The sequence below is a fragment of the Kitasatospora sp. NPDC034023 genome, assembly GCF_055575795.1.
Genome location: NZ_JBVIRY010000035.1, coordinates 13,331 through 38,974, shown reverse-complemented (window position 1 = coordinate 38,974; position 25,644 = coordinate 13,331). Strand labels below are relative to the sequence as shown.

24 protein-coding genes are annotated in these 25,644 nt (G+C 73.3%); 13 read left to right on the top strand and 11 right to left on the bottom strand.

Annotation, left to right across the window (positions count from 1 at the left end):
- Positions 1–67 precede the first annotated feature (67 nt).
- Positions 68–814 carry an SAM-dependent methyltransferase gene (locus ACZ52R_RS34585; protein ID WP_465754790.1) on the top strand — a complete coding sequence of 249 codons (747 nt, stop codon included), beginning with the start codon at positions 68–70 and terminating at the stop codon, positions 812–814.
- Positions 815–848: 34 nt separating this feature from the next.
- Here ACZ52R_RS34585 and ACZ52R_RS34580 read toward each other — a convergent pair whose 3' ends face one another.
- The 3 genes from ACZ52R_RS34580 to ACZ52R_RS34570 form a co-directional block, all read right to left on the bottom strand.
- A complete protein-coding gene (locus ACZ52R_RS34580; protein WP_465625467.1) occupies positions 849–1,724 on the bottom strand; it encodes an alpha/beta fold hydrolase in 876 nt (291 codons plus the stop codon).
- Positions 1,725–1,816: 92 nt separating this feature from the next.
- The gene (locus tag ACZ52R_RS34575; protein WP_465754789.1) at positions 1,817–2,491 is read right to left on the bottom strand and encodes a thiol:disulfide interchange protein DsbA/DsbL; all 675 of its coding nucleotides are present in this window, start codon (positions 2,489–2,491) and stop codon (positions 1,817–1,819) included.
- Positions 2,492–2,627: 136 nt separating this feature from the next.
- A complete protein-coding gene (locus ACZ52R_RS34570) occupies positions 2,628–3,791 on the bottom strand; it encodes a glycosyltransferase (RefSeq protein ID WP_465754788.1) in 1,164 nt (387 codons plus the stop codon).
- A 579-nt stretch (positions 3,792–4,370) separates the two neighbouring features.
- Here ACZ52R_RS34570 and mscL point away from each other — a divergent pair.
- From mscL to ACZ52R_RS34545, 5 genes are all read left to right on the top strand, one after another.
- Positions 4,371–4,817: a large conductance mechanosensitive channel protein MscL gene (mscL, locus tag ACZ52R_RS34565; RefSeq protein ID WP_360504963.1), complete on the top strand. Its 447-nt coding sequence runs from the start codon at positions 4,371–4,373 to the stop codon at positions 4,815–4,817.
- 407 nt (positions 4,818–5,224) lie between these two features.
- Positions 5,225–6,052, top strand: a complete 828-nt coding sequence (locus ACZ52R_RS34560; protein WP_465754787.1) for a DUF6643 family protein — start codon at positions 5,225–5,227, stop codon at positions 6,050–6,052.
- A 198-nt stretch (positions 6,053–6,250) separates the two neighbouring features.
- Positions 6,251–7,126, top strand: a complete 876-nt coding sequence (locus ACZ52R_RS34555; protein ID WP_465754786.1) for an MOSC domain-containing protein — start codon at positions 6,251–6,253, stop codon at positions 7,124–7,126.
- 366 nt (positions 7,127–7,492) lie between these two features.
- Positions 7,493–10,021 carry a right-handed parallel beta-helix repeat-containing protein gene (locus ACZ52R_RS34550; RefSeq protein ID WP_465754785.1) on the top strand — a complete coding sequence of 843 codons (2,529 nt, stop codon included), beginning with the start codon at positions 7,493–7,495 and terminating at the stop codon, positions 10,019–10,021.
- A gap of 48 nt (positions 10,022–10,069) precedes the next feature.
- Entirely contained in the window at positions 10,070–10,381 is a 312-nt protein-coding gene (locus ACZ52R_RS34545; protein ID WP_465664643.1) for a DUF6191 domain-containing protein, read from the top strand.
- A gap of 107 nt (positions 10,382–10,488) precedes the next feature.
- Here ACZ52R_RS34545 and ACZ52R_RS34540 read toward each other — a convergent pair whose 3' ends face one another.
- Entirely contained in the window at positions 10,489–10,863 is a 375-nt protein-coding gene (locus tag ACZ52R_RS34540) for a TetR/AcrR family transcriptional regulator (RefSeq protein WP_465754784.1), read from the bottom strand.
- Positions 10,864–10,984: 121 nt separating this feature from the next.
- Between ACZ52R_RS34540 and ACZ52R_RS34535 the strand changes: the two genes are divergently transcribed.
- Positions 10,985–11,476 carry a DUF4267 domain-containing protein gene (locus tag ACZ52R_RS34535; protein WP_465664645.1) on the top strand — a complete coding sequence of 164 codons (492 nt, stop codon included), beginning with the start codon at positions 10,985–10,987 and terminating at the stop codon, positions 11,474–11,476.
- 96 nt (positions 11,477–11,572) lie between these two features.
- On the opposite strand, the gene ACZ52R_RS34530 is transcribed toward ACZ52R_RS34535, so the two are convergent.
- A complete protein-coding gene (locus ACZ52R_RS34530; protein ID WP_465754783.1) occupies positions 11,573–12,727 on the bottom strand; it encodes a PLP-dependent cysteine synthase family protein in 1,155 nt (384 codons plus the stop codon).
- A gap of 209 nt (positions 12,728–12,936) precedes the next feature.
- Positions 12,937–14,121: an ROK family protein gene (locus ACZ52R_RS34525; RefSeq protein WP_465754802.1), complete on the bottom strand. Its 1,185-nt coding sequence runs from the start codon at positions 14,119–14,121 to the stop codon at positions 12,937–12,939.
- 191 nt (positions 14,122–14,312) lie between these two features.
- Here ACZ52R_RS34525 and ACZ52R_RS34520 point away from each other — a divergent pair, with 191 nt between their 5' ends.
- Together ACZ52R_RS34520 and ACZ52R_RS34515 are read left to right on the top strand one after the other, a co-directional pair.
- Complete coding sequence (locus ACZ52R_RS34520) at positions 14,313–15,590, top strand: MFS transporter (protein WP_465754782.1); 1,278 nt, start codon at positions 14,313–14,315, stop codon at positions 15,588–15,590.
- Between the two features lie 156 nt (positions 15,591–15,746).
- Positions 15,747–16,328 (top strand): HutD/Ves family protein, encoded by a 582-nt coding sequence (locus ACZ52R_RS34515; RefSeq protein ID WP_465664648.1) that lies wholly within the window; start codon positions 15,747–15,749, stop codon positions 16,326–16,328.
- Positions 16,329–16,445: 117 nt separating this feature from the next.
- Here the strand turns inward: ACZ52R_RS34515 and ACZ52R_RS34510 are convergent, their stop codons facing one another.
- Positions 16,446–17,387 (bottom strand): esterase/lipase family protein, encoded by a 942-nt coding sequence (locus ACZ52R_RS34510; protein WP_465754781.1) that lies wholly within the window; start codon positions 17,385–17,387, stop codon positions 16,446–16,448.
- Between the two features lie 150 nt (positions 17,388–17,537).
- Between ACZ52R_RS34510 and ACZ52R_RS34505 the strand changes: the two genes are divergently transcribed.
- Complete coding sequence (locus ACZ52R_RS34505) at positions 17,538–18,947, top strand: PucR family transcriptional regulator (protein ID WP_465754780.1); 1,410 nt, start codon at positions 17,538–17,540, stop codon at positions 18,945–18,947.
- A gap of 277 nt (positions 18,948–19,224) precedes the next feature.
- Here ACZ52R_RS34505 and ACZ52R_RS34500 read toward each other — a convergent pair whose 3' ends face one another.
- Positions 19,225–19,587, bottom strand: a complete 363-nt coding sequence (locus ACZ52R_RS34500; RefSeq protein WP_465626499.1) for a peptidoglycan-binding domain-containing protein — start codon at positions 19,585–19,587, stop codon at positions 19,225–19,227.
- Between the two features lie 106 nt (positions 19,588–19,693).
- Positions 19,694–20,449: an acyltransferase gene (locus ACZ52R_RS34495; RefSeq protein WP_360504982.1), complete on the bottom strand. Its 756-nt coding sequence runs from the start codon at positions 20,447–20,449 to the stop codon at positions 19,694–19,696.
- A gap of 231 nt (positions 20,450–20,680) precedes the next feature.
- On the opposite strand from ACZ52R_RS34495, the gene ACZ52R_RS34490 reads away from it, so the two are divergent.
- Positions 20,681–21,445, top strand: coding sequence for a maleylpyruvate isomerase family mycothiol-dependent enzyme (locus ACZ52R_RS34490; protein WP_465754779.1), 765 nt, complete (start codon positions 20,681–20,683; stop codon positions 21,443–21,445).
- A gap of 173 nt (positions 21,446–21,618) precedes the next feature.
- Here ACZ52R_RS34490 and ACZ52R_RS34485 read toward each other — a convergent pair whose 3' ends face one another.
- A complete protein-coding gene (locus ACZ52R_RS34485; RefSeq protein WP_360509820.1) occupies positions 21,619–22,392 on the bottom strand; it encodes an enoyl-CoA hydratase family protein in 774 nt (257 codons plus the stop codon).
- Positions 22,393–22,724: 332 nt separating this feature from the next.
- Here ACZ52R_RS34485 and ACZ52R_RS34480 point away from each other — a divergent pair, with 332 nt between their 5' ends.
- Both ACZ52R_RS34480 and ACZ52R_RS34475 read left to right on the top strand, forming a co-directional pair.
- Complete coding sequence (locus tag ACZ52R_RS34480; protein ID WP_465754778.1) at positions 22,725–23,603, top strand: ATP-grasp domain-containing protein; 879 nt, start codon at positions 22,725–22,727, stop codon at positions 23,601–23,603.
- A 64-nt stretch (positions 23,604–23,667) separates the two neighbouring features.
- Positions 23,668–24,072 (top strand): RidA family protein, encoded by a 405-nt coding sequence (locus ACZ52R_RS34475; protein ID WP_360509818.1) that lies wholly within the window; start codon positions 23,668–23,670, stop codon positions 24,070–24,072.
- Between the two features lie 20 nt (positions 24,073–24,092).
- Here the strand turns inward: ACZ52R_RS34475 and ACZ52R_RS34470 are convergent, their stop codons facing one another.
- Positions 24,093–25,535, bottom strand: a complete 1,443-nt coding sequence (locus ACZ52R_RS34470) for an MFS transporter (protein WP_465754777.1) — start codon at positions 25,533–25,535, stop codon at positions 24,093–24,095.
- Positions 25,536–25,644: the final 109 nt, after the last annotated feature.

The following is a 25,644-nucleotide window of genomic DNA, read 5'->3' as shown; positions in this document are numbered from 1 at the left end:
AGGCGTCCTCCCCCGCGGACCGGGGGAATCCCCGGCGTCGTGTGCCGATCGGCTCCATACTGCTCGGATGGACCGTCAGCAGATCTCCCGCCTCGCCCATGCCCACCACCCGATCGCTGCCCCGCTGGCGGACGAGTCGGTGGCCCGTCTGCTGGACCGCGCGACGGCCGGGAAGGAGGACGGCCGGGCGCTGGACCTCGGTTGTGGCGAGGGCGCCTGGCTGGTCCGGGCGCTGGCCGCGCGCCCGGGCTGGCAGGCCGTGGGGGTGGACCTGGACGCCCTGGCCCTGACCCGCGCACGGGAGACCGCGACCGCTCTCGGCGTCGTGCGCCGGATCGGCCTGCACCACCTGGACGCACGGGAGTTCACCTCGAAGGAGCCCTTCGACCTGGTGCTGTGCGTCGGTTCCACGCACGCCTTCGGCGGACTGCTTCCGACGCTCGCGGCGGCCCGCGAACTCCTGGCCCCGGGTGGCCGGTTGCTGGTCGGCGAGGGATTCTGGCAGCGCGATCCGTCCCGGGCCGCCCTGGACGGGCTGGGTGCGACCCGGGACGAGTTCGCGGATCTGGCGACGACCACCGACCGGGTCCTCGCGGACGGCTGGACGCCGGTGTCCGGGTACGTCAGTACGGAGCGGGAGTGGGACGACTACGAGTTCGCCTGGACGGGCTCGCTGGCCGAGTGGGCGCTGGACCACCCGGACCATCCGGACGCGGCGGCCGCCCGGGAAGCCGCCGACCGGCACCGGGCGGAGTGGCTGCACGGCTACCGGGGGACGCTCGGCTTCGTCACGTACCTGCTGCGCCGCGACTGAACACTGCCACGGCTGAACGACCCTGGACCGTCGGCTACTTCTGTGTGCGCGCGAGGAAGTCGTCGATCAGCGGGGCGATTTCGGGAAGCTTCTCCTCCAGTGCGAAGTGCCCGGTGTCGAACACGTGCAGCTCGGCCGCGGGCAGGTCGCGCAGGTAGGCGCGGGCGCCGGGCTCGGTGAAGAAGGGGTCGTTGCGTCCCCAAAGGATCAGCGTGGGCGGCTGGTTGGCCCGCAGCCAGGCCTGCCAGGCGGGGTAGAGTTCGACGTTGGAGAAGTAGTCGAGGGCCAGTTCGACCTGGATGTCCTTGCGGCCGGGCAGGTCGAGGAAGTGCTGGTCGAGGGTCCAGCCGTCGGGGGCGACCAGGCTCGGGTCGCCGGTACCGCCCTCGTACTGGCTGCGGGTGACCTCCAGGGTGAGGATCGAGCGGGCGGCCTCCCCGGCGCCCGGGACGCCTCGCCGGTTGGCGATGAACTCCCGCGCCTGGTCGGAGAGTCCCTCCTCGTAGGCGTTGCCGTTCTGGACCACCAGACCGGTGACCCACTCCGGGTGGCGGGTGGCCAGGCGCAGGCCGACGGGGGCGCCGAAGTCGAATACGTACAGCGCGAAGCGGTCCAGGCCGAGGGCGAGGCAGAAGCCCTCGATCACGTCGGCCAGGGTGTCGAAGCGGTACGTGAAGGTGTCGGGTGCGGGGCTGTCGCTGTGGCCGAAGCCCGGGTAGTCGGGGGCTATCAGGCGGTAGCGGGTACCGAGCGCGTCGAGCAGCCGGGCGTACTGGTGAGAGGCGGACGGGAAACCGTGCAGCAGCAGGAGGACGGGGGCGTCGGCCGGGCCGGTTTCGCGGTAGAAGATGCGCAGCCCGTCGACGTCGACGTGGCGGTGGTGGATGTGTGGGATCGTCAGCTCGCTCATGCTAACCATTAAACAGCATTTTAGTGGTTAGGCAAGGCCTGCGAGTGAGAGCACATGAGCGAGCTGACCCATCGCCACGGACACCGTGGCGCTCAGTCCTTCTTCAGCTGCTCCTGCTGCACCAGGTAGTCCAGCACCTCGGGCATCGCCTCGACGCCGCCGGCCTTCGTCGGCGAAGTCCGGTACTCGCCCTGGACGATGACCGTCGGCAGCTCGTTGATGCCGTAGCTGGTGAACGCGGCAGCGGCGTCGTCGACCGACTGGCGCACCTCGGCGGACCGGTAGGCCTGGCCGAAGAGCTGGGCGTCGATGCCGTGGCGGACGGCCCAGTCGGTGGCGGCGGCCTCGGTGGTGAGGTCGGCGCCCTCGTCGTGGACGGCACGGAAAACGCTGGTCTGCAGACGCTCGACCATGCCGAGGCGCTCCAGCGTGTAGTACATCCGCGCATGGCCGCGCTGCACACCCTCGTCCGGGCTGCCCGGCCAGATCGCCGGGACGCGGCGCAGCGAGACGTCGTCGCGGTGCTTCTCGGCCCAGGCCTGCAGGGGCTGTTCGAGCGCCTGCGAGTGGTCGCAGTCGTACCAGAAGAACTCCACCGCCTCGGTCCGGGCGCTCTCGCGCACCGGTTGCGGGTGGTCGAGCCTGACGAACTTGGCACCCTCGGAAGGGAGTTGGTGGATCGCCGCGCCGGCCTGGACCGGGGACGCGGCGATCCCGGCAGCAACGGCGAGCAGGACGGTGGACCGCAGCAGCGACTTCGAGTTCACACCGGGCAGTGTGCTGGTGACGGTTCGCTACCGGCGAGTCGGTGCGCGGCGGCAGGCCGGGATTCGCCCGAACGGCGTACCCGGGGCCGACGCGTCGGCCGGCCCGTCCCGCGTCAGACGGCCGGCCCGTCCCGCGTCAGTTGGTCGGCTCCGTACCCGCGGTCCACACCTCGGCGACCAGCCGTTGCCAGGCGTCCACCACCGCGCCCAGCTCGAAGTGCTCCAGCGCGTGCGCCCGGGCCGCCGCGCCGAGGCCCGCGCGGTTGACCGCCAACACCTTGCCCAGCGCCTCGGCGAGGGCGAGCGGGTCGCCGGGGGCGACGAGCGCGCCGGTGGCGCCGTCCCGGACGACCTCGCGGACCCAGCCGACATCGGTGGCGACGGCGGGCACTCCGGCCAGTGCCGCCTCGATCAGCGCGCCGGGAACGCCCTCGCTGTCGCTGGTGAGCAGCAGTGCGTCGGCAGCGCGGTACAGCGGGGCCGGGTCGGGCAACGGGCCGAGGAAGTGGGCGCGGGCGGCGGCCGGGTGGCGGGCCAGTGTCTCGCGCAGCGGGCCGTCCCCGGCGACGGCGAGCCGGACGTCGGGCAGGCGGTCGAGCACGTCGAGGGCGAGGTCGAGCCGCTTCTCGGGCGCTATCGCGCCGATCCAGGCGACCAGCAGGACGTCCGCCGGCAGGCCCAGCGCGTGCCGGGCGGCGCGCCGGTCGTCCCGGCCGTCGGCGGGCGGATAGCTCTCGGCGGCACGGGAGTTGGGGATCACGTGCACCTTGCCGTCGGGCAGTGCGAACTGCTCCTCGAGGACGGCACGCGCCTCGTCGGTGAGCGTGGTGACGGCGGCGGCGCGGTGCATCAGCGCGCCGCCGCGCACCCGGCGCAACCGGGTGGCGGTCCAGTAGCGGGGGTGGCCGACGGAGACGTAGACGAACGGGGTCCGGGTCCCGGCCATGGCGAGGGCGCAGGCGGCCAGGGTGTCGGAGCCGTGGGCGAGCACGACGTCGGCGGCGCACGCGGCGGAACGCAGGGCTCGCAGGGTGGTCGGGCGAAGTCGGCCGGGGCCCAGGACGGCGGCGCTGCGCAGGCCGGAGGCATCGGGGCAGTCCCCTGGATCGGCCTCCGCGGCGCCGCGGCGGACGGCCGGGTGCGGGGCGAGGGCGCACAGCGCGGAGGACTGGCCCCGGCGGCCCAGTTCCCGGTGGAGGTCACGGGCGAAGTTCTGGGCACCCCCGCGGCGTGTATCACTGATCAGATGCAGGACACGCGGACGGGTTCCGGCCGGATCGGCCGACATATGGTCGGGCATGGACCGACCTTGGCACAGTGCTCCGCCCGGGACAGCCCCTTCGCGCAACCTGATGGTGGCCCATCCGCCCGCGCTTGTACACCCGATGTGCGCCAGAGAGCCGCCGTCGTGCGCCGGTTACGACCACCACGCGCCCCGTCTCACCCCCTGCCGCGCTCCGGTTCGCCTCCGTCGCGCCGGTTCGCCTCCGTCGCGCCTCACCGACTCCGCCCCCTCGTCCTGGCGTCCTGGCGTCCTGGCGTCCTGGCGTCCTGGCGTCCTGGCGTCCTGGCGTCCTGGCGTCCTGGCGTCCTGGCGTCCTGGCGTCCTGGCAGGCCGGGGGCAGCACCGGGTTCCGCGTCAAGTCTCGTGTCAATCTCCGCGTCACACCGTCGAGTTATCCGGCCGCCCGACCCCCGATAGGGCGGTACGCGGAGCGCCCGGGCACCGCCCGGGCGGCCACCACCCGACCCCGAGGCGGTTACGCGGTTCGGGTGAACGCGGTTGGACCTGGGCCCGGGCCGCTCGGCAGGATGTCCGGCCGGGGCGCCGCAGCACTGCCCCATCTCCCCCTTCCTCATACGGATTTGGAGTCACCCGGTGTTCAAGGGATTCCGCAGCTTCCTGCTGCGCGGAAACGTGGTGGACCTCGCGGTCGGCATCGTGATCGGCGCGGCCTTCACCGCCGTCGTCACCGGGTTCGTCAGCGCCTTCCTCACCCCGCTGGTCGGCGTCGCGTCCGGAGCCGTCGGCGACTTCACCCAGAAGACCTTCGAGGTGGCCGGCACCCGGTTCCCGTACGGCCTCTTCGTCAACGCGGCGATCGGCTTCGTGCTGACCGCCGCCGTCATCTACTTCGCCGTGGTGCTGCCGGTCGGCAAGCTGCAGACGCGCTTCGAATCGGCCACGCCCGCACCGGCCGCGAAGGTGGACTGCCCGGAGTGCCTGAGCTCGATCCCGGCCGCCGCGAGCCGCTGTTCGTTCTGCACCTCGGAGGTCGGCAAGCCGGGTCTGCCCGCGCAGGCCCAGGCGCTGCAGTCGCACTGACCTGCGGAACCGTAGCGGCGACCGTCGGCCCGGACCTGCGACCGCCGTCCGACGGGCCTCGAACCAGGCGGTCAGCGCGCTGACGGGATCTTTATTCCCGAAACATTCACGAGCTCCCGTCGCACCCTCGGCGGGGGCTCGAATGCGCCAGCGCACGCCCTGCCCGCAAAAGTTTCTCCGCAGGGCCCTGGACCGTCCACCGGCCGGTCACCGCACGGCCGTCCAGCGGCGCCGTCCGGCCACTGTTCGATCACTGACAGGGCGCCAAGGTTGTCCGGAACCAGACTCCGGAATGTCCGTTCTTACTACTTTCGAAACCTTTGTGCGAGCGAAGACTGTGTAAACACTCGAACTGCTCCCCCTCCCGCTCTCCTCAGCAGGCGCATTGTGGGCTTACCGTATGCCCCATGACCTCGCCCCGCTCCTACGACGGAGTCGGCTACCCCTCTCCGTCCTTCTCCTCCGGCACGCCGATTTACGACAGCCTCGTGGCTGAGCGCGGCGTCCCCCAGATCGCACCCATCAACGTGCCGGCCGCCCTGCCGCCGGCACTGTCGTCCGGTTACGGATCCGGCCTCGGCCCGTCCTACGAGAACCGGTACGGCAACGGGTACGAGAGCGCCGGCAGCAACCTCCCCGCGCTGCCGCCCGCCCGCCTCGCCCTGGGCCCCGGCCCGAGCAGCGGCCCCTCCACGGCGTACATCCCCGCGCAGCCCGCGCCGGCGTACGCCTCCCCACAGCCGTCGGTCCCCGGTTACGGCGCCCCCCAGCCGTACCAGCGACCGCAGCCCGGCTCGCCGGCCTTCACCCAGACCGCCAGCGGCGGCTACCAGCCGACCGGCGGCCAGAGCTTCGGCGGCCAGAACACCTTCATCGGTGGCCAGGCCGGCCAGCAGCCCTTCGGCGCGCAGCAGAGCGGCGGCCCGGGCGGTTTCGGCCAGAGCCAGCCAGGCGGTCCGCAGAGCTTCGGCGGCCAGCAGGGCTTCGGCGGCCAGCAGGGCTTCGGCGGCCCGCAGTCCTTCGGCGGCCCGACCGCGGGCGGCCCCGGCTTCCAGGGCCAGGGCGGCGACCAGTCCTTCGGCGGCGCCCAGCTGCGCCCGGCCATGGCGCCGGTCGCGCCGGTCCGCCCGATGCAGCCGCAGCGCCCGGGCCCGTACGGCGAGGCCGGTCACGGCTCCTTCAACACAGCGGGGCAGGTCAACGGCGGCTACCAGTCGCAGGGCCAGGGCTACTGAACCGCTGACACCCCGAGGCCGTCCCCCACACGGCCACACCCGCACCACCTGAGCAGCACCCGGCGACCCCTGAACGCCGGGCGAACGGAGAACGGGTCATCCACGGACCGCCCGGAACGCCCCCCACGGCGTCCCGGGCGGTCCGTGCGCATATGGGGGGCCTGCATGCGGCGGCAACCCTGCTGGCAGGATGGGGGAATGCAGCTCACCGGACTCCACGTCTACCCCGTCAAGTCCATGTACCGCCTGAGCCCGGACACCGCCCCGGTCCATCCCTGGGGCCTGGCCGGAGACCGCCGCTGGATGCTCGCCGACCCGACCGGACGCTTCGTCAGCCAGCGCGAGAACACCGCCCTCGGACAGATCCGGCCCGCACTCCTGCCCGACGGCTCACTCACGCTGACCGCCCCCGACGGCTCACGGATCGAGGTCCCCGCCCCCGCCGTCGCGGCCGGCGACCCGCTCGCCGAGGTCGAGGTCTGGGGCACCCGCTTCCACGCCGCCGAAGCCGCCAAGGAAGCACACCAGTGGATCGCCGAACACCTCGGCGACTACCGCCTGGTGCACCTGGACGACCCGCGCGCCCGCCCCGCCGACCCCGAGTACAGCGAGCCCGGCGACACCGTCTCGATGGCCGACGGCTTCCCGCTGCTGGTCACCACCACCGCGTCGCTGGACCGGCTCAACGAGCTGATCGCCACCGAGCACCCGGACGAACACGAAACCCTGCCGATGGAGCGCTTCCGCCCCAACGTGGTGGTCACCGGCTCCGAGCCCTGGGCCGAGGACGGCTGGCGCCGCATCCGGATCGGCGAACTCACCTTCAAGGTCGTCAAGCCCTGCGGCCGCTGCATCATCACCACCACCGACCAGGAGACCGGCGAACGGCGCGGCAAGGAACCGCTGCGCACGCTCGCCCGGCACCACCGGCTGCTGCGCACGGCCGCCTTCGGGCAGAACCTGATCCCCGAGCGGCCGGCCGGCGTCGAAGGCGACGTGCTCGGCACGCTCCGCCTCGGCGACGAGGTCGAGGTGCTGGAGGACGGGGCGCACTGGCCGGCCGACGGGCGCTGAGCACGAGCCGCGCCCCGGGGGCGTCCTGCCCGCGCGGAGCCGCCGCTTCGTGGAACCGCGTTGTGGAACCACGTTGTGGAATCGCATGTGTGGAACCGCTTGATGGAACCGCTTGATGGAACCGCTTCATGGGGCCGTTCTGTGGAGCCGTTCTGTGGAGCCGCCGCCGCACGGAACCACCGCTGTGCGCGCTCGTTGAACAAGTGGTCGGAACCTGTGGCGGCGGTGGGCTCTACCGGTGTCCGCGCGACAGCGGGCGGCCGAACCACCCATGTGAGCGCGCTACGGTGGGCGGGCCGCCCGCGCACCTCCGCGCGTTCGGCCCGTTGAACGCCTGCTCGACGAAGGTGGGGACGACAGACCGTCATGGCTGAGCACAGGGTCCGGGTCACCCAGGACAGCGCATCCCGCTGGCGTCGCCGCGCGGGCGAGTACGAAACGCTCGCGGAGGCCCTGGCCGCCGCCGAAGCGGGCGACACCGTGACCGTCCGGCCGGGCACCTTCCGGGAGAACGTGCTGCTGGACAAGCCGGTGACGATCGTCCCGGCCCAGGGCCCGGGCACCGTGCGGATCGAGCCGCCCTCCGGGGTGGCGCTGACCGTCACCGCCGCCGCGACCGTCCGCGACCTCGTCGTGGAGGGCGGCGACAGCTCCACCCCCGCCGTCCTGGTCACCGGCACAGAGGCGACGCCGTCGTTCAGCGGCTGCCGGATCGAGACCCGCTCGGCCGCCGGGATCGAGATCACCGACAGCGCCCGGCCGACCCTGCGCGGCTGCGTGGTCGCCAACCCCGGCGGGCTCGGGCTGCGGCTGCGCGGCGAGGGCACCGCCGCCGCCTTCGAGGACTGCGAGGTCGCCGCCGCCGGCCAGGCCGGACTCGCCGTTCTCGGCGGCGCGACCGCCGTCCTGGACCGTTGCCGCGTCCACCACGCCTCCGGCGCCGGCGTGCTGCTCTCCGACCCGGGCAGCGCGGCCGAGCTGACCGGCTGCGAGATCTACGAGATCCGCGGCAGCGGAGTGCAGGCCGACGCGCAGGCGGGCGGGCGACTCGTCGACTGCGAGATCCACCGGGTCACCGGCAACGGGCTGACCCTGGACGGCGAGGCCGAGCTGGTCCTCACCGGCTGCCGGGTGCACGACCTGCCGGAGAACGGCGCCGACCTGCGCGGACGCTCCCGGCTCAGCCTCGCGCACAGCACCGTACGGGACTTCGGCCGCGGCGCGCTGTCGGTCTGGGACCAGGGCACCGAGGCCACCGCCGAGGCCTGCCAGATCCACGGCTCGACCGGCGAGTACCCGGCGCTGTGGGTCAGTGACGGCGCCCGGCTCACCCTCACCGACTGCTCGCTGCACGACCTGCCGGACGCCCTGTTCGTCCTCGACCGGGACTCCGCCGCCACCGCCCAGGGCTGCTCGTTCAGCCGGATCCGCAGTTCGGCGGTCTCGGTCAGCGGCGGAGCCACCGTCGCCCTGGCCGCCTGCCGGGTGCAGGAGGCGGGCACCGGACTCTGGTTCCGCGACCACGGCAGCGGCGGACTGCTCACCGACTGCGAGATCTCCGACGTGTCCACCGGGGTGATCGTCACCAAGGGCGCCGACCCGGTGCTGCGCGACTGCACCGTACGGGCCAGCACGGACGCCGGGGTGTACGTCTCGGCGCAGGGGCGGGGCACCTTCGAGGACTGCCGGGTCTCGCACGGCAAGGGCTTCGGCTTCCACATCATCGACGGCTGCCGGACGCAGCTCATCCGGTGCCGGGCGGAGCAGAACGAGCGGGCCGGGTTCGAGTTCTCCGAGCCGGGGCCGGTCGCGGAGGGGTGTACGTCGGACGACGTCGCGGCGGCACCGGGGCCGGGCTCCGGGCTGGGGTCGGGGCGCGGTTCCGGGCGCGGTTCCGGACTGGGGCCCGGGTTGGGGTCCGGGCTGGGGTCGGGACCGGGCTCCGGGCCGGGTTCCGCGCTCGGGTCACCGTTCGGGGGCGCGGACGTACCGTCGCCTCGCACCTCCCAACTAGCCGCCGTTGCATCGGCGTTGGCCCCGGCCTCGGCTTCGTCGGCGATCGCCCCGATCCCGGACTGCCGACCGGCCGACGAGGCGCTCGCCGAACTGGACTCACTGGTCGGGCTGGCCACGGTGAAGCAGGAGGTGCGCACCCTGATCGACCTGATCTCGGTCGGCCGCCGTCGCCGCCAGGCCGGGCTCAAGGCGCCGTCGCTGCGCCGGCACCTGGTCTTCACCGGCGCCCCCGGTACCGGCAAGACCACCGTCGCCCGGCTCTACGGCGAGATCCTCGCCTCACTCGGGGTACTCCAGCGCGGACACCTGGTCGAGGTGGCCCGAGTGGACCTGGTCGGCGAGCACATCGGCTCCACCGCGATCCGCACCGCGGCCGCCTTCGACCGGGCGCGCGGCGGCGTGCTCTTCATCGACGAGGCGTACGCGCTCGCCCCCGAGGACGGCGCGCGGGACTTCGGGCGCGAGGCGATCGACACCCTCGTCAAGCTGATGGAGGACCACCGGGACGAGGTGGTCGTCATCGTGGCGGGCTACACCGCCGAAATGGAGCGCTTCCTGTCCGCCAACCCCGGTGTCTCGTCCCGCTTCTCACGTACCATCAGATTCCCCGACTACACGGCGGAGGAGCTGCTGGAGATCGCCCGGGCGCAATGCGCGGAGCACGAGTACGCACTCTCCGAGGGGACTGAGATGGCACTGCTGGAGCACTTCGGAGGGCTGGAGCGCGGCCCCAACTTCGGTAACGGGCGCACCGCTCGGCAGGTCTTCGAGACCATGGTCGAGCGGCACGCGGTACGGATCGCCCACCTCGCCGACCCGTCCACCGAGGAACTCCAGCTGCTCGTCCCGGCCGACCTGCCGACGGCGCCCCTGCCGTAGCGCCGCCGCCAGGGAACTCGTCGGCCGCGCCGGGCCGTTGAGGCGGGCATGAGCATGCTTCTGACGGGCGCGGCGGGCGGGTTGCTGTTACCGGCCGGGCTGGTGGCGTTCTTCTTCCTCGGCGCGGCGGTACGGCGGTTGCGCGCCCGCCCGGCGACGGGTCCGTCCGGCGGCCGCGGCGCGGGCGCGACCGCTACGGAGGAACTGCACGCGCTGCTCTACCCGAGCAAGCGGGTGCAGTTGGAGCAGCGACGGGTCGAGCTGGTGCTGCGGGACGACGAGCACGACGGCGCGCCGAAGCGCACCGGTATCGACCTCGCGGGCGGCCGGGCGGTGATCCGGCGGCAAGCGGACAAGTGACGGGTGACGGGTGACGGGTGACAGCTAACAGCTGACGGCCGAGAGCTGACGGGTGGCGGCGAACAGATGACAGCCAACAGCTGACAGAGTCTGAAATCTGTCATCCGTCATCTGACATCTGTTCGCCGCCCGTCGCCCATCCACTCGACCCGAGGCCCGCCACCCCTAAAGCCGCCGCACCAGCAGTTCCACCCGCCCCTCCGCCGGGTCCGACCGGAGCCGGCGGCCCGTCCGCCTCGGCAACAACTGCCCGCAGGCCTACGGCGAGTTCCGCGAAAGCCCTCCTCCGCGACGGCCGCGACAATCTCCGGCGTGCCCACGAAGTGGCGGTAGAGCACCGGCCGGCTGCAATCGATCCACTCCGCCAGCCGACGGATCGTCACCGCGTCCCAGCCTTCCGCCTCGGCCGGCCCCCGGGCGATCCTGATGATCAGTTGGCGCCGTTCGACGCGTTCGCTCTCGCGGCGCTGGTGAATCGACATATTCGAATCCTATCAGCGCTAGATATCGGAGCAGCGACTATGCTAGCTTCGTTCCTGTTCCTAGCAACGCTAGGAGTCGGAGCGCAGAGCAACGCGAGGCCATCAAACCCGAGGGGGAGCCATGTCCAGCACCATCACCATCACCAGCAACAGCACCGCCACCACCAGCACTGTCACCAGCGTCGCCGCCACCGGCACCGGCGGCCGTGCCCGTACGCTGATCGCCACCACGCTGGCCGTGCTGGTCGCCGTGGGCATCGGCTACATCGGCATCTGTTTCCTGGTCACGCCGGAGAGCGTCGCCTCCGGCTTCGGCCTGCCCGAGTGGCCGCACGGCGACGCCGCCGCGTTCCTCGGCACCAAGGGCATCCGCGACCTCGCCTCCGGCATCGCCCCGCTGGTCCTGCTGCTCACCGGCCAACGGCGGGCCCTGGGCTGGCTGCTGCTCGTCGACGTCCTGATTCCGGCCGACGATGCCATCACCGTGCTGACCCACCACGGCTCGACCGCCGCCGCGCTCGGCATCCACGGCGCGACAGCGGTCGGGGTCGCCGTGGCGGCCGGGCTGCTGCTCACCGAGCGCCGCGACCGGGGTACCCGGCAAGCAGCCTGACGGAACGTCGAAATGCCGGACCACCGGACCGGCTGAACGATGGAGCGCCGGAACACCGGACCGAACGAACGCCCTGAGGTCGGACCGGCTGCGGTGTCAGCCCGCCCAGGGACCGCCGGCGAGGAAGGACTCCAGCGCGGCCCGGTAGGGCGCGATGTCGATCCGCTCGCCGGCCAGCCAGTCGTCCGAGTAGTACTTGTCCAGGTAGCGGTCCCCCGGGTCGCAGATCAGCCCGACCACGCTGCCGGTCCGCCCGGCCTCGCGCATCTCGGCGACGATCCGCAGCGCGCTCCACAGGCCCGTCCCGGTCGAGGCCCCCGCCTTCTTCCCGAGGACCTGCTCCAGCACCCGCACGGCGGCGATCGACGCGGCGTCCGGCACCTTCATCATCCGGTCGATCGCCCCCGGGACGAAGCTCGGCTCCATCCGGGGTCGCCCGATGCCCTCGATCCGCGAGCCGCTGTCGCAGACGGCGTCCGGGTCGTGGTGCGCCCAGCCGTCGAAGAAGCAGGAGTTCTCCGGGTCCGCCACGCAGATCCGGGTGTCGTACTGCATGTAGTGCACGTAGCGGGCGATGGTCGCCGAGGTGCCGCCGGTGCCGGCGGTGGCGACGATCCAGGCCGGCTCGGGGTGCGGCTCCAGGCGCAGCTGGGCGAAGACCGACTCGGCGATGTTGTTGTTGCCGCGCCAGTCGGTGGCCCGCTCGGCGTAGGTGAACTGGTCCATGTAGTGCCCGCCGGTCTCCTCGGCGAGCCGGGCGGACGCCTCGTACACCTCGTCCGAACGCTCGACCAGGTGACACTCGCCGCCGTGGAACTGGATCAGGTCGATCTTGGCCTGGCTGGTGCTCTTGGCCATGACGGCGATGAACGGCACGCCGATGAGCTGGGCGAAGTACGCCTCGGAGACGGCGGTGGAACCACTGGAAGCCTCGATCACCGGCTTGCCGGGCCGGATCCAACCGTTGCAGAGCCCGTAGAGGAAGAGCGAGCGGGCCAGCCGGTGCTTGAGCGAGCCGGTCGGGTGGGTGGACTCGTCCTTGAGGTAGAGGTCGATCCCCCACTCGGCCGGCAGCGGGAAGCGCAGCAGGTGGGTGTCGGCGGAGCGGTTGGCGTCGGCGTGGACCTTGCGCACCGCCTCCTTGAGCCAGGCACGGTAGTCCTGGTCGGAGCGGTCGACGTCGACGGTCGGCTCGATGCCGGACCGGGGGTCGTGCTCGATGCCGCGCTCGGCGCCGGACTGGGTGCTCATTGGTCGCTTCTTCCTCGTAGTCCCCCCAACTGCTCACTACGAGTGTACGAGTGTCACGATAAGTGACCGTTTTCGAAGACCCAGCTTCCGCTTATCGCCTCTGCGACCTATGGCCTCTGCGACACGACCCACCCAGTCGTCCGGGCCCAGCCGACCCAGCCCGGCTGGACGACCCAGCCCGGCTGGACGACCTGGCCGAGCTGGACGACCTAGCCGAGTTGGACGGGCACCGACTGCGGATCCGCGAGGTACGGCCCCCAGCCCAGCTCGGCCGCGCCCGCGAGCGCGCCGTGCGCCAGCTCCGCGCCGACGATCGGCACCCGTCCGCTGCGTCCCCACAGGCTGCGCTCGGCGACCACCGCGCGCAGCCGCGCGGGCGCGGCCTTCAGCAGGTCGAGGTGCAGGCCACTGAGGACCACGCGGTCGGGGTTGAGGATGTTGGCGACGCCGGCCAGCCCGAGCCCGAGCCGGTCGATGACGTGCTCGACCGCCGCGCGCGCCCGGTCGTCGGTGGCGGCGGCCCGGCACAGCTCGCGTGCCTGGTCGAGCAGCGGGCGCCCCGGCTCCGGGGTGAGCCCGGCGGCGGCGAACAGCGCGTCGGGGTCGGTCTCCGAGTTGAGGCAGCCGCGGTTGCCGCACATGCAGGGACGGCCCTGCGGGTCGACGGTGAGGTGGCCGACCTCCAGTGCGAGCCCCGCGCTGCCGGTGTGCAGGTGGCCGTCGATCACCAGCGCCCCACCGACGCCGCGGTGGCCGGAGGTGACGAAGAGCAGATGGCGGGCGCCGCGCCCGGCGCCGTGCCGGTACTCGGCGAGCGCGGCGAGGTTGGCGTCGTTGGCGATCGCGGCGGGCAGCGGGCGCAGCGCGTGCGGGCCGTGGTCGGCGCGGCCGACCTCGACGTCGAAGAGGTCGGCGACCGGGGTGCCGCTGGGCCAGGCGAAGTGCAGCGCGGCAAGCGCGGTGCCGTCCGGCTCGGTGACCGGGTTGGGCAGCGCGAGCGCGGCGCCCAGGCAGCGGCGGTCGGTCGCACGGACGAGGTCGGCACCCGCCTCGGCGACGGCGCGCAGCATTCGGACCGGGTCGGTGGCGGCGGGCAGCGGCAGGTGCACGGGCGGGTCGAGCAGCCCGCCGAGGCCGGCCAGGGTGACGCTCAGCCCGTCGGCGTGGATCTGCCCGGCGATCACGACCGGGCCCTGCGGGTCGATCGCGAGCCGGTGCGAGGGGCGGCCGCGGCCGCCGCCGGCCGGGCGCGAGTCGACCGTGATCAGGCCGAGCGCCTCCAGCTCGGCCGTGACCGCGCCGGCGGTGGCGCGGGTGACGTCCAGCGCGCGGGTGAGCGCCGAGCGGGTCGGCGCCTGGCCGGTGTGGATCAGCGAGAGGGCGGGGCCGAGCAGCGTCCGGCCACGGTCGGGGGCCGCGCGGCGGTGGCCGTCGCGCTGCGCGTCGGGGTCCTTCCCGGTGCCGGGCCTCGGGCTTGATGGTGAGAGCTGCACGCCCCTATTGTGACTTTGTGCCGCTTCGAAACAAAATCCGCGCCCATCCCAGACCGGACCTCCCCTCCTCCCAGTCTCGCAGCACACCCCCGATGACCGACAGCCCCTGGGGCTCCGCACGCATCGCGCTCACCGCGTTCTTCGCCGTCGACGGTTTCCTCTTCGCCGCCTGGGTGGTCCGCATCCCGGACGTCCGCAGCCAGGTCAGCGCCTCGCACAGCGCCCTCGGGCTCGCCCTGCTCTGCCTGTCGGTCGGGGCCATCATCACCATGCCCGCGGTCGGACGACTCTGCCTGCGGTACGGCTCACGTCCGGTGACCGTCGGCTCGCTGGCCCTGCTCAGCCTCGCCGTCCTCCTGCCCGCGCACGCCCACTCGGTGACCACGCTCGGCGCCGCATTGCTGCTCTTCGGTGCCGGGTACGGCGGGGCCAACGTCGCCATGAACAGCGCCGCCGTCGATCTGGTGGCGCAGCTGAGGCGGCCGGTCATGCCCAGCTTCCACGCCGGGTACAGCTTCGGCGGACTGCTCGGTACGGGCGTCAGCGGCCTGCTCGCCGGCCCCCTGAGCACCGCGTGGGCACTCGCGCTCAGCGGACTGCTCGGCATGGCCGTCACCATCGGCGCGGGCGTCGTGCTGATGCGCAGCCCGGCGGCACCACTGATCGCACCCGGCCGGGCGGGCGCAACGGCGGACGGTGGCGCGGCGGACGGTGGTGCAGCAGCCAGTGGCGCGGCAGCCCCTGGCACGGCAGCCAGTGGTGCGGCGGACGGCCGTGCGGCGAACAGTGCGGCCACGCCCGGGAGTGGCACGGTCGCGGGCCGTACGCCTGCCCGCCTTCTGGTGCTGCTGCTCGGTGTCACCGCGCTGTGCACCGCGTACGGCGAGGGCGCGATCGCCGACTGGACCACCCTCCACCTCACCGACGACGTCCACGCGAGCTCCGCGGTGGCGGCGACCGGCTACGGCGCGTACGCGTTCGCGATGGCGGGCGGGCGGGTCGGCGGCACCTGGCTGTCCATCAGGCTCGGGCAGACCCGGCTGATGCTGCTCGGCGGACTGGCGGCCGCGGCCGGGATGCTGGTCGCCGCCCTCGCCCCGGTGGCACCGCTGGCGATCTGCGGGTTCGTCCTGGTCGGGCTCGGCCTGGCCAACCTCTTTCCGCTCGCCATCGCCCGGGCCGGAGAGGCGGGCGGCCCGCAGGGCGTCGCGCTCGCCTCGTCCCTCGGTTACGGCGGGATGCTGATCGGCCCGGTGGTGATCGGCTTCCTCGCCGACGCGGCCGGGTTGCCGCTGGCCCTCACCACGGTCGCGGTCGCCGCGACGGCGGCGGCACTCCTGCCGCTGTCGGTCAGGCGGCGGTTCAGGTGACGGGTGAGAGGTGATGGGCTGCGGGTGACAGACGACGGGAGACAGGTAACAGACGACAGATGACAGCTGACAGATTTCAACATCTGTCAGCTGTCATCTGTCTACTGCCTCCCCCCGCTGTCGAATACCGCCCGAGCAGTGGCAGGATGCGGGGCCATGACGACCAGCGAACGCTTCCAGGTACTGCGGGCGAGCGAGCGCCCGGCGATGGCGTGGCTCAACGGGGGCGGGGTGACCAGGGAGGTCGCCGGATTCCCGGCAGGATCCGGGCTCGACGCGTTCGACTGGCGGGTCAGCCTGGCCGACGTGGCCTCGGCCGGACCGTTCTCCCCGTTCCCCGGCATCGACCGGGTGATCACCCTGGTCGACGGCGCCGGCATGGCGCTCACCGTCGACGGTGTCGAGCAGCTGGTCGACACACCGTTCCGGCCGTTCCCGTTCTCCGGCGACGCCACCACGGACTGCCGGCTGCTGGCCGGCCCGGTGGTGGACTTCAACGTGATGACGCGGCGCGGGCGGGTCGAGGCCGCCGTTGACCTGGCCACCGTGCCCGCGGTCGTCGAGGTGTCGGCCGGAAGCACGGTCCTCCTCGTCTGCCTCACGGACTCGGCCGTCATCGAGGGCGCCGAGGCCGTCGAACTCGCCCGCTACGACGCGGCGCTGCTCGAGGCGCCGGGCACGCACGAGCTGCGCCCGGACGGCGTCACCGCCGTCATCACCTTCCGCGCGCGCCACTGAAGCACGCCCCACCCACTGGGAACACCGCGCCGACGAACACCGCGCCGACGAACACCGCACCGACCAACGACGGCGCTCCCGCCCCCGGATCCCGGAGGCGGGAGCGCCGTTGCCGGTTCAGCCGCAGAGCACCGGCGTGGCGTGCGCCGGGTCCAGGGCGTTGGTCACCAGGTGCAGCGCCGTCGGCGAGAACGCGATCGCGACGTGCTCCACGAGCGAGACCGGGCAGTGGTTCTGCAGCACCACGTTGTCGACGCCCGGGCCGTTCAGGAACTGGGTCCGCCACGGGGTGACGACCTCGTCGTACACGGTAGAGATCACCGTGTAACTCACGCCCGGCGCGGTGTCCGGCCGGGAAGCCATCGTCTTGTTGAAGTCGGAGCCGACCGCCTGGTCCCGGCAGGCCTGGCAGACGGTGTAGATCAGGTCCGCGACGCCAGGGAAGTACGGCGCGAGGTTGACGATCCCGTCGAGCGTGGTGCCGTGGTTGGACGGTGCCAGCCCGACCAGCTTGCCCACCTTGGAGGCGCCGCCGAGGAACTTCAGGTAGTAGTTCGGCAGCATGCCGCCCTGCGAGTGGCCGACGATGTCGACCTTGGCCGCTCCCGTCGCGGTGCGCACCAGGTCCACGAAGCGGGCGAGTTGGGCCGCCGACTCGGGCACCGCGCCGAGACCTCCGATCGGGAGCAGCAGGCCGCTGCCGGTGGAGGTGATGCCGGGGATGGTCCCGTAGTCGAGGGCGAAGACGCAGAACCCGAGGCTCTTCAGCAGCGGGGAGAGCGCCAGCCAGTTCTCGTAGCGGTTGGCGAAGGTGCCGTGCACCAGGACGACCGGGTTGGGGTGGGCGGCGGTCGGCCGGCAGCCCCAGTCGTTGGCGCCGGGCGGCGAGGCCACCGTGTCGCCGTCGGGCGGCAGTTCGGCGGCGGTACGGGCGGCAGCAGCGGACCCGGCAGGAGCGGCGACGGTCGGGGCCGCGCTCGCGGGCACCGCCGTCGCGCCCGCCAGCAGTGCCCCCGCCAGCAGGGCGGCGCCGAACGTGCCGCCGAGCTTACGGCGCATGGGACTTGCGGAGAGGCGGAGAAGTGGGGTTCTCAACTGTTGCCTCCACAGCTGAAGTTTGTTACCAACAGGTAACCCGAGTGGCTCCATCATGCGGTCGCCCCTCCGGCCCGGCCCTTGGGCGTTCCCCAGACCTGGACGGTGTTCTCTGTGACCGGTCACAACGCACCCCACTGCACGCCCCCAAACACCCCGGCGCAGGCACCGGGTTGGCGCGTCCCGGTGATCGGCGGCCTCCCGGCCGACCAGCGACTCCTGCGCGGCGTCCACGACTTGGCCCAGGCCGTGGTCACCGCGCTGCTGGACCGCGTACCGGTCTACCGCCGCCTGCCCCGCGAACAGCTCACCGGTGAACTCACCCGGGACACCGAGCGACGGATCCGCGCGCTCGCCCACACCATCCGCACCGGACTCCCCGCCCCCGCCGAGGAGTTCACCGCCGTCCGGGAGTCCGCCGCCCGGCGCGCCGAAGAGGGCCTGCCACTGGACGCCGTCCTGCTCGCCCACCACCTCGGGCTGGAAATCTGCTGGGAGTTCGTCACCCGGCACGCCCGGGAGGGCGACGCCACCGAGCTGCTGGTCCTCAACCGGCTGCTGCTCGACCAGCTCCGCCAGGCCGCCACCGCAGCCGGCGCCGGCTACCTGGACGGACGCCGCCCGACCGCCGACCGGCGGTGCGCGGCCCGGCAGTCCCTGCTCACCGCACTGCTCGCGGGCGCCCCCGCCGACGAGGCCGCCGCGCGTGCCGGGCTCCGGCTGCCTGTCCGCTACGCCGTGCTCTGCCTGTCCGTCGCCGACCACCCCGACGAACACTCACCCGGCGTCGACCCGGGCGTCGCCGCCCGCCGTAAGCTGCGCCGACTCGGCACCGAACTCGACCACCGCACCCGGCAGTCGGCGCTCACCGCGCTGACACCCTCCGGCGGACTGGTCCTCGTCCCGTTCAACCCGTCGCCGAAGCGCCCGGCGCCCCCAACGACCCCGGCCCCCCTGACTCCCCTGACCTCCCTGACCTTCCCGAAGTCGTCCGCGCCATCCGCTTCGTCCGCGTCGCCGGAACGGCCCGACGCCGACTCCGAGGACCCCTGGCCGCAACTCGCCGCCACCCTCGCCGCGGCGGCCCGGGCCGCCGGCGCGCCCGTCCTGGCCGGGGCCGCCACCGCTGTACCCGCCGAGGTGCCCGAAGCGGCTGCCCTCGCGTACGAAGTCCTCGACGTCGCACGGGCGTTCGGGCGACCACCCGGGCTGCACCGGTTGGACGACGTCCTGCTGGAGTACCAGCTCACCCGGCCCAGCCAGGCCCGCGCCCGGCTCGCCGCGCTGCTCGAACCCCTGGCGGAAGCAGGGGAGTTGCTCACCACTCTGCGCACTCACCTCGCCGGAGGCCTCAACCGCCGGCATACCGCGAGCGCGCTGCACCTGCACCCGAACACCGTCGACTACCGGCTGCGCCGGGTCGCCGCATTGACCGGCCTGGACCCGGCACGCCCCGCCGACGCCCTGCGGATCACCGCCGCCATCGCCGCACGGACCGCCGAACAGGACTCCCCCGCACGGTAGTTCCGATCCACCCTGGACACCGCACCTGCCTGGTGGCACCCACCCCCGGACAGCGCAAGGCACCCGCGTCACCGCCGTTCACGAGACGGCGACAGCACGGGTGCCGACGACAGCGCGGACACTGACGGGAAAGCCCCGCTCAGCAGTCCGGTCCGAGAGACCCGGAAAGCCCGAGAGCCTCAGAAGGAGACCCGAGGAGCCCGGGTAGCCCGGGTAGCCCGAGAGACCCGGAAGGCCAGGGAGCCCGGGAGTCCCGAGAGCCCCGGGAACCCGGACCTCAGCAGCCGAGAGCGGAGTGGGTCAGCACCTGGCTGTTGAGCCTGTCCCAGGTCTGCGGGCCGACGATGCCGTCCTGCCCGATGCCGGCGCACCTCTGGAACCGCCAGACGGCCGCGTCGGTCGCGTTGCCCCAGGCCCCGTCCTCGTCCAGCCAGGCGCTCCCGGACGAGTACGAGACGTGGTTGAGCTCGCACTGGAGCTGCTTCACCGCGTCACCGGTGTTGCCGTACCGCAGCGTGGGCTGGGCGCTGGTGTAGCCGCAGTACTGCGAGGCCTGCGCCGAGGCGGCGGGCGCGGTCGCGATCCCGGCCGCCAGCACGATTCCGGCGGTGACGAGGCCGCCGACGAGACGGTTGCGCATGGGAGTCCCCCGTTCTATAGGTCGATCAAGATCGAACGAACGGCACCCTAGCCGACGAATCGTCAGGAAAACGGCTGCTCCGTCTAAAAGATCGACAAAGCGATGGTCAGCTCTGTTCCCCCGGGAGCCGCAGGTCCCACCCGACCAGGGCCCGAAGCTGCTCCGCCGTCACGCCGTCCGGCACCGGCTGGGGCGCCTCGTGGCGCAGCGGCGGCTGCCAGCCCTCCTCCTCGGTCCAGCGGCGGACCACCTTGGCCGGCGCCCCGGCGACCACACTGTGGTCCGGCACCTCGCCGCGCACCACCGCGCCCGCCGCGACCACCACGTTGCGGCCGATCCGCGCCCCCGGCAGGATCACCGCGCCGGTGCCGATCCAGCTGCCCGCGCCGATCTCCACCGGCTCGTTGCGCGGCCACTGCTTGCCGATCGGCAGATCGGTGGCCCGGTACTCGTGCGCCTGGTCGGAAATGTAGACGCCGGGCCCGGTCCACACGTCGTCGCCGAGCACGATCGACTGGTGCCCGACGATGTGGCTGTCCCGGCCGATCACGCAGCCGCCGCCGATCCGCACGATCGGCTCCGGCCCGAGGTCGAGGCCGGGCAGGAACCCGGCGCTGATGGTGACCCGCTCACCGATGATCGAGAACGGCCCGATGGTGATCCACTGCTCGTTGAACACCGCCCCGAGGGGAAAAGCGAGGCTCGTCCCGTCCCCCAGCTCGCCGAACCGGTACGGGCCGGGGCTCTGGTTGGTGACCGCGCCGGTCCTCTGCACCCAGCGCCAGCCCCGGTGGACGAGGCGCCCGGCAGCACGGCGGCCGCCCGCCCGGACGGCGGAGACGAGGGAACGGGTTATCGGCATGCGCTCACGTTACCGGCCCGTAGCCGAGGCCCGGCCGCCGGGCGGTCAACATCACACCGGCCCCTCCCGCCCCGACCGCCGCACGGGGTCACCAGCAGTCCGGGCGACTGCGGGGCTGCGATTCACGCTGCCGTCGAGCCCACCACGACGGAATTTCCCCCTGCTCCGGCCACCCGAAGGAACGTCCGAAACCCGCGACCGGCGGCGGTCCGCAGTGGAAGACTCCGTCCCATGAAGATCACCGAACACATCGACGCGCTGCGCCACGAGGGCACTCTGCTCGCCGAGGCCGCCGCCCGTACCGACCTGTCCGCCCCCGTCCCCACCTGTCCGGAGTGGCAGCTGGGCGACCTGCTGCGGCACGTCGGCCATGTGCACCGCTGGGCCACCGCCATCCCGTCCCGAGGCCTGTCGGCGCCGCTGGACGAAGCGGGCGTGGAGGCCGCCGTCGGGCCGATGCCCTCGGACGCCGCGCTGGTCGACTGGTTCCGCGAGGGCCACGCCACCCTGGTGGACGCGCTCGTCAAGGCCCCAGCCGACGTCGAGTGCTGGACCTTCCTGCCCGCGCCCAGCCCGCTGGCGTTCTGGGCCCGGCGCCAGGCGCACGAGACCGCCATCCACCGCCACGACACCGACGCGGCGGCCGGGGTGCCCGGACCGTCCGTGGGCACCGCGCTCGCCCTGGACGGCATCGACGAACTGGTACGCGGCTTCATGACCCGCAGCCGGGCCACGCTGCGCAGCGACCGGCCGCGCACCCTCCAGGTCCGGGCGACCGACGGCCACGGCACCTGGCGTCTGACGATCACCCAGGAGCCGCCGGCCGTCACCACCGACGAGAGCACCGAACCGGCCGACCTCACCCTCACCGGCCCCGCCCGCGAGCTCTACCTGCTGCTGTGGAACCGGCTGCCCGCCGAGCAGGCCCGGCAGGTCCAGCCGACCGGCGACCGGGACCTGCTCGACCTCTGGCGGAACGCGGCGGCGATCGGCTAGTCGCGACCCCCGAGACGCCCGGGACTCGGTCGCGACGCCGGGGATACGGTCATGACGCCCCGGACACCGTCGTGGCGCCCGGGGTGGGCACGGCCGCGACGCCCCGACACGGTCGCGACGCCCCGGACGCCGTCGTGGCGCTCATCGAACCCGGCGCTCGTCGAACCCGGCAGTCAGCGCACCCAGCGCGCGGGCCGCTTCTCCAGGAACGCCCGCATGCCCTCCTGCGCCTCCGCCGAGCCGAACAGCCGTGCCGACAGCTCCACCAGCTCGTCGGCGTCGCGCTCGAAGGAGCGCACCACGTCGGCGTTGGCCAGCCGCTTCGACTCCGCCAGCCCCTGCGGGGAGCCCTGGCGCAGCGCGTCCAGCAGGCCCTTCAGCACGACGCCGGTGTCCTCAGCGGACGCAGTGGCGCTGGTGATCAGGCCGATCCGGGCGGCCTCGGCGGCGTCGAAGACCTCGCCGGTGAGGTAGTAGCGGGAGGCGGCGCGCGGCTCCAGCTTGGGGCGCAGCGGCAGCGAAATAACGGCGGGCGCGAGGCCGAGCCGGACCTCGGTGAAGGCGAAGGTCGAGGCCGGTCCGGCGATGGCGAGGTCCGCCGCGCCGACCAGGCCGAGGCCGCCCGCCCGGACGTGCCCGTCGATGACGGCGATCACCGGCTTCGTGCAGTCCACGATCGCCCGCTGCAGCTCGACCAGGCCGCGCGGGCCGACCGTCGGGTCCGCGCCGGTCGCCTCGGAGAGGTCCGCGCCCGCGCAGAACACCTTGCCGGTGTGCCCGAGCACCACGGCGCGGACCTCCGGGTCGGCCGCGGCCGCCGCCAGCCCGGCGTGCAGCTCGGCCATCAGGCGGGTGGAGAGCGCGTTGCGGTTGTGCGGCGAGTCGAGGGTGAGCGTGGTGACGGCGTCGGCGGTGCTGACGCGGACGAGGGGCTCGGCGCTGGTCATCGGCGGGGCCTGCCTTCCGGCTGAGGGTGGGTCGGACTGCGGGCGCGGTCCGGGGTGCCCGGACCGCGCCCGGACGACTCTGGCACGCCCACCCGCCCCTCGGCCAGAGCCAACCTGCCGCGCCCACGGCTCCGCGTGCGGAACCGGTGACGGAGCCGGCCCGCCGCCCGACCGGGGCCGACCCGTACTTCGCCCAGGGTGACCGTGCTCCGACCAGGACCGACCCGCCGCGGCACCCGAACCGACCGTCCGCGCGGCCGAAGCGGACGGACCGCGTGCAGAGGCCGGAATCCGGTGGTCACGGCCGCCTCGTCCACGACAGCATCGTCGCCATGACCACCGACACCCCCGTCCTGCTCCTCGCACCGCGTATCAACGAGACGGGTCTCCAGCTGCGCACCTCCGCCGGACGCCGCGGCCTGCGGGCGTGCGTCGCGACGTCCTGGCAGGCCCCGCGCGAGCTGCTCGGCACGCGGGTGCACGTGTACGGCGGGCCGCTGTTCGGCGACGCCGTCGGGCGGGAGCTCGGACTCGGCCTGTTGGAACCGGCCGCCGACTGGCTGACCCGGCTACCGCTCGCCCTGACCGGGCGCCGGGTCACCTCCACCACCCTGGCCGAGGCGCGTCGGCTGCGGCGCCCGGCCTTCGTCAAGCCGCCGGTGGACAAGCTGTTCGCCGCCCGGGTCTACCCCGACGGCGGCGCGCTGCCCGGGCCCGCGGTGCTGGACGGTGACACCCCTGTGCTGGTGAGCGAAGTGGTGCGGTTCGGCGCGGAGTATCGGCTGTTCGTGCTGGACGGCGCGGTGCGGGCGGGCTCGCGGTACGCGGTGGACGGCGAGCTGTCCGTCGCGCCCCTGGTAGCCGTCGGAGTGCCCGACGGTACGTCTGCCGGGGAGGTCACCGAGGTGCCCGCCGGTACGTCTGCCGAGCTGCCCGACGGAAGGTCCGCCGAGGTGCTCGCGTTCACCCGCGATGTCCTGGCCGCTTCCGCGGCGGAGGCGCCGTTGCCGAGCGCGGCCGTGGTGGACGTCGGGCTGACGGAGAACGGCCGTTGGGCCGTCGTGGAGGCCAACGCCGCCTGGGCCAGCGGTGGTTACGCCGCCGACCCGGACGCCATCCTCGATGTGGTGCTGCGCTCGGGCGGACCGGCCGCCCAACTCCCCTCCACCGACCGTCCGTTCCTGCGCGAACTGCCCGAGGTGGTGCGCTGAGGCCGGGCGGTCGTACGCAGCCCGGGCTTGCGGCCCCCGCGGATCATGGCCCAAGATCCGCGGCATGACCACCTCTCACCTCACCCACCTCACCGAACCGCCCGGGGTCGCGCCCGGCACCGGCTACACCCAGGTCGTGACCGGCACCGGCCGACTGGTCCAGGTGTCCGGCCAGGTCGCCTTCGACGAGCAGCGGAACCTGGTCGGCGTGGGAGACCCGAAGGCGCAGGCGCGGCAGGTCTTCGAGAACCTCCGACGCTGCCTGGCCGCTGCCGGGGCCGGGTTCGAGCACGTCGTGAAGTTCACCTTCTTCATGACGGACATCGCCTACCTTGCGGCCATCCGCGAAGCCCGCGACGAGTACCTGGGCGCCCTGCCCCTGCCGGCCGCGTCCGCGATGCAGGTGGTGGCGCTGTTCAGGCCCGACGTGCTGATCGAGATCGAGGCACTGGCGGTCCTCCCCGAGTAGACGGGCGGAGCCGCCGGGTCTCACGCGGCCCCGAGTCTCGCGTCCCGCCGACCGGCCCACCGGACGGCGGGGCGCATCGCCAGGCCGGCCGCCGCCAGCACCGCACCCAGGACGACCCAGCCGACCATGCCGTACCCGATCACCAGGGTGCTGACCAGCGCCGGACCGGCCATCATCGCCGCCGCCATGCCCGCGTTGAACACGCCCTGGTAGGCGCCGTGGTCGCGCTCGCCCGCGAGGTCGTAGCTGAGTGCCCAGCCGCCCGCCTGGGCGACCACCTCACCGAGCGACTGCAGCGCGATCCCGCCCAGCACCACCACGGCCGCGGCGATCCCGGGCAGGCCGTGCGCCAGGGAGACGACCAGGCAGGAGGCGGCGAGCACCAGTCCGGCGCGCCCGCAGGCCCGGGCGGCCCCCGTCCGCTCCTCGGTGCCCCGGGTGGCCCGTACCTGCAGGGCGATCACCAGCAGGGTGTTGACGATCAGGGTGCCCGCGACGGTGATCCGCGGCGCGTCGGTCTCCTGGACGATCCAGAGCGGCACGCCGACCTCCAGAACGGCGAACTGCAGGCAGAGCAGGGCGTTCAGCGCCGTCACGGCCAGGAACGGGCCGTGACGCAGCGCCGGGTTCCGCTGTCGGCCCTGCTTGACGCCCTTGCCCGAGGGGTCCGACGGGTCCGGGATGCCGGTCTTCGCCGACGGGTCGGACGCCGACGATCCGACCACCGACGTTTCGGCCGCCGACGCCCCGACCACCGGCCCTTCGACCATCGGCCCTTCGGCCACCGGTGCTTCGGCCACCCGCGGACGCTGCGGAACCACGAGGCGGTGGAACAGCACGGCAACGGCCACGAAGGAGGCGGCATCGGCCAGGATCGCCGTCAGGTAGACCGGCCGGGTGTCGACCTGCAGTGCGATCGCACCGAGGCCCGTACCCAGGCAGATCCCGATGTTGGTCACCACCCGCAGGTGCGCCCGGCCCGCCACCCGACGGTCGGCGGGCAGCACCTGGGCGTAGAGCGCGTTCCGTGCGGCGGCGGAGCCCCGGTCGACGGCGGAGACCAGGCAGGCCAGTGCCACGAAGGCCGGGTAGCTGTGTACCAGCGCGTACCCGGCGGTGCCGACCGCCTGCGCCGACACCAGCACCACCAGCACCCGCCGGGCGCCCCAGCGGTCGGCGGCCCGGCCGGCCGGCACGCTCGCGGCGACCCCGCACAGGCCGGCGGCGGTCATCCCGAGGCCCAGCTGGGCGGCGCTCAGACCGAGCACCCGGGTGAAGAACAGCACCGCGACGGAAAGGGAGAGTCCGTTGCCCAGCGTGTTGACGAGGGTGATCCCGGCCAGTCGACGGACCGTCGGGTCGGGGTGCAGGCGCCGCCGCACAGCGGCGACGGCTCCGGTGGCACCGGGGCTTTCCGGCACGGCCGGGGAAGGTGCGGAGGACTCCGCCGTCGGGGTGGTCATGTGACGATCCCACCGCCGCCGACGCGGTCTCGGTACTCCTTTAGGCTCTGGCTAAATCCGAAGCCGGACTCCCCACCCCCGGCCAAGGCCGAAGAGAAGGACACTGCCC

What these genes read in the sequence shown, in the direction of transcription:
- ACZ52R_RS34585 (WP_465754790.1), top strand. Translation starts at nt 68, where the DNA reads ATGGACCGTCAGCAGATCTCCCGCCTCGCCCATGCCCACCACCCGATC.
- ACZ52R_RS34580 (WP_465625467.1), bottom strand. Translation starts at nt 1,724, where the DNA reads ATGAGCGAGCTGACGATCCCACACATCCACCACCGCCACGTCGACGTC.
- ACZ52R_RS34570 (WP_465754788.1), bottom strand. Translation starts at nt 3,791, where the DNA reads ATGCCCGACCATATGTCGGCCGATCCGGCCGGAACCCGTCCGCGTGTC.
- ACZ52R_RS34560 (WP_465754787.1), top strand. Translation starts at nt 5,225, where the DNA reads ATGACCTCGCCCCGCTCCTACGACGGAGTCGGCTACCCCTCTCCGTCC.
- ACZ52R_RS34555 (WP_465754786.1), top strand. Translation starts at nt 6,251, where the DNA reads ATGCAGCTCACCGGACTCCACGTCTACCCCGTCAAGTCCATGTACCGC.
- ACZ52R_RS34550 (WP_465754785.1), top strand. Translation starts at nt 7,493, where the DNA reads ATGGCTGAGCACAGGGTCCGGGTCACCCAGGACAGCGCATCCCGCTGG.
- ACZ52R_RS34545 (WP_465664643.1), top strand. Translation starts at nt 10,070, where the DNA reads ATGAGCATGCTTCTGACGGGCGCGGCGGGCGGGTTGCTGTTACCGGCC.
- ACZ52R_RS34540 (WP_465754784.1), bottom strand. Translation starts at nt 10,863, where the DNA reads ATGTCGATTCACCAGCGCCGCGAGAGCGAACGCGTCGAACGGCGCCAA.
- ACZ52R_RS34535 (WP_465664645.1), top strand. Translation starts at nt 10,985, where the DNA reads ATGTCCAGCACCATCACCATCACCAGCAACAGCACCGCCACCACCAGC.
- ACZ52R_RS34530 (WP_465754783.1), bottom strand. Translation starts at nt 12,727, where the DNA reads ATGAGCACCCAGTCCGGCGCCGAGCGCGGCATCGAGCACGACCCCCGG.
- ACZ52R_RS34520 (WP_465754782.1), top strand. Translation starts at nt 14,313, where the DNA reads ATGACCGACAGCCCCTGGGGCTCCGCACGCATCGCGCTCACCGCGTTC.
- ACZ52R_RS34515 (WP_465664648.1), top strand. Translation starts at nt 15,747, where the DNA reads ATGACGACCAGCGAACGCTTCCAGGTACTGCGGGCGAGCGAGCGCCCG.
- ACZ52R_RS34510 (WP_465754781.1), bottom strand. Translation starts at nt 17,387, where the DNA reads ATGCGCCGTAAGCTCGGCGGCACGTTCGGCGCCGCCCTGCTGGCGGGG.
- ACZ52R_RS34500 (WP_465626499.1), bottom strand. Translation starts at nt 19,587, where the DNA reads ATGCGCAACCGTCTCGTCGGCGGCCTCGTCACCGCCGGAATCGTGCTG.
- ACZ52R_RS34495 (WP_360504982.1), bottom strand. Translation starts at nt 20,449, where the DNA reads ATGCCGATAACCCGTTCCCTCGTCTCCGCCGTCCGGGCGGGCGGCCGC.
- ACZ52R_RS34490 (WP_465754779.1), top strand. Translation starts at nt 20,681, where the DNA reads ATGAAGATCACCGAACACATCGACGCGCTGCGCCACGAGGGCACTCTG.
- ACZ52R_RS34485 (WP_360509820.1), bottom strand. Translation starts at nt 22,392, where the DNA reads ATGACCAGCGCCGAGCCCCTCGTCCGCGTCAGCACCGCCGACGCCGTC.
- ACZ52R_RS34480 (WP_465754778.1), top strand. Translation starts at nt 22,725, where the DNA reads ATGACCACCGACACCCCCGTCCTGCTCCTCGCACCGCGTATCAACGAG.
- ACZ52R_RS34475 (WP_360509818.1), top strand. Translation starts at nt 23,668, where the DNA reads ATGACCACCTCTCACCTCACCCACCTCACCGAACCGCCCGGGGTCGCG.
- ACZ52R_RS34470 (WP_465754777.1), bottom strand. Translation starts at nt 25,535, where the DNA reads ATGACCACCCCGACGGCGGAGTCCTCCGCACCTTCCCCGGCCGTGCCG.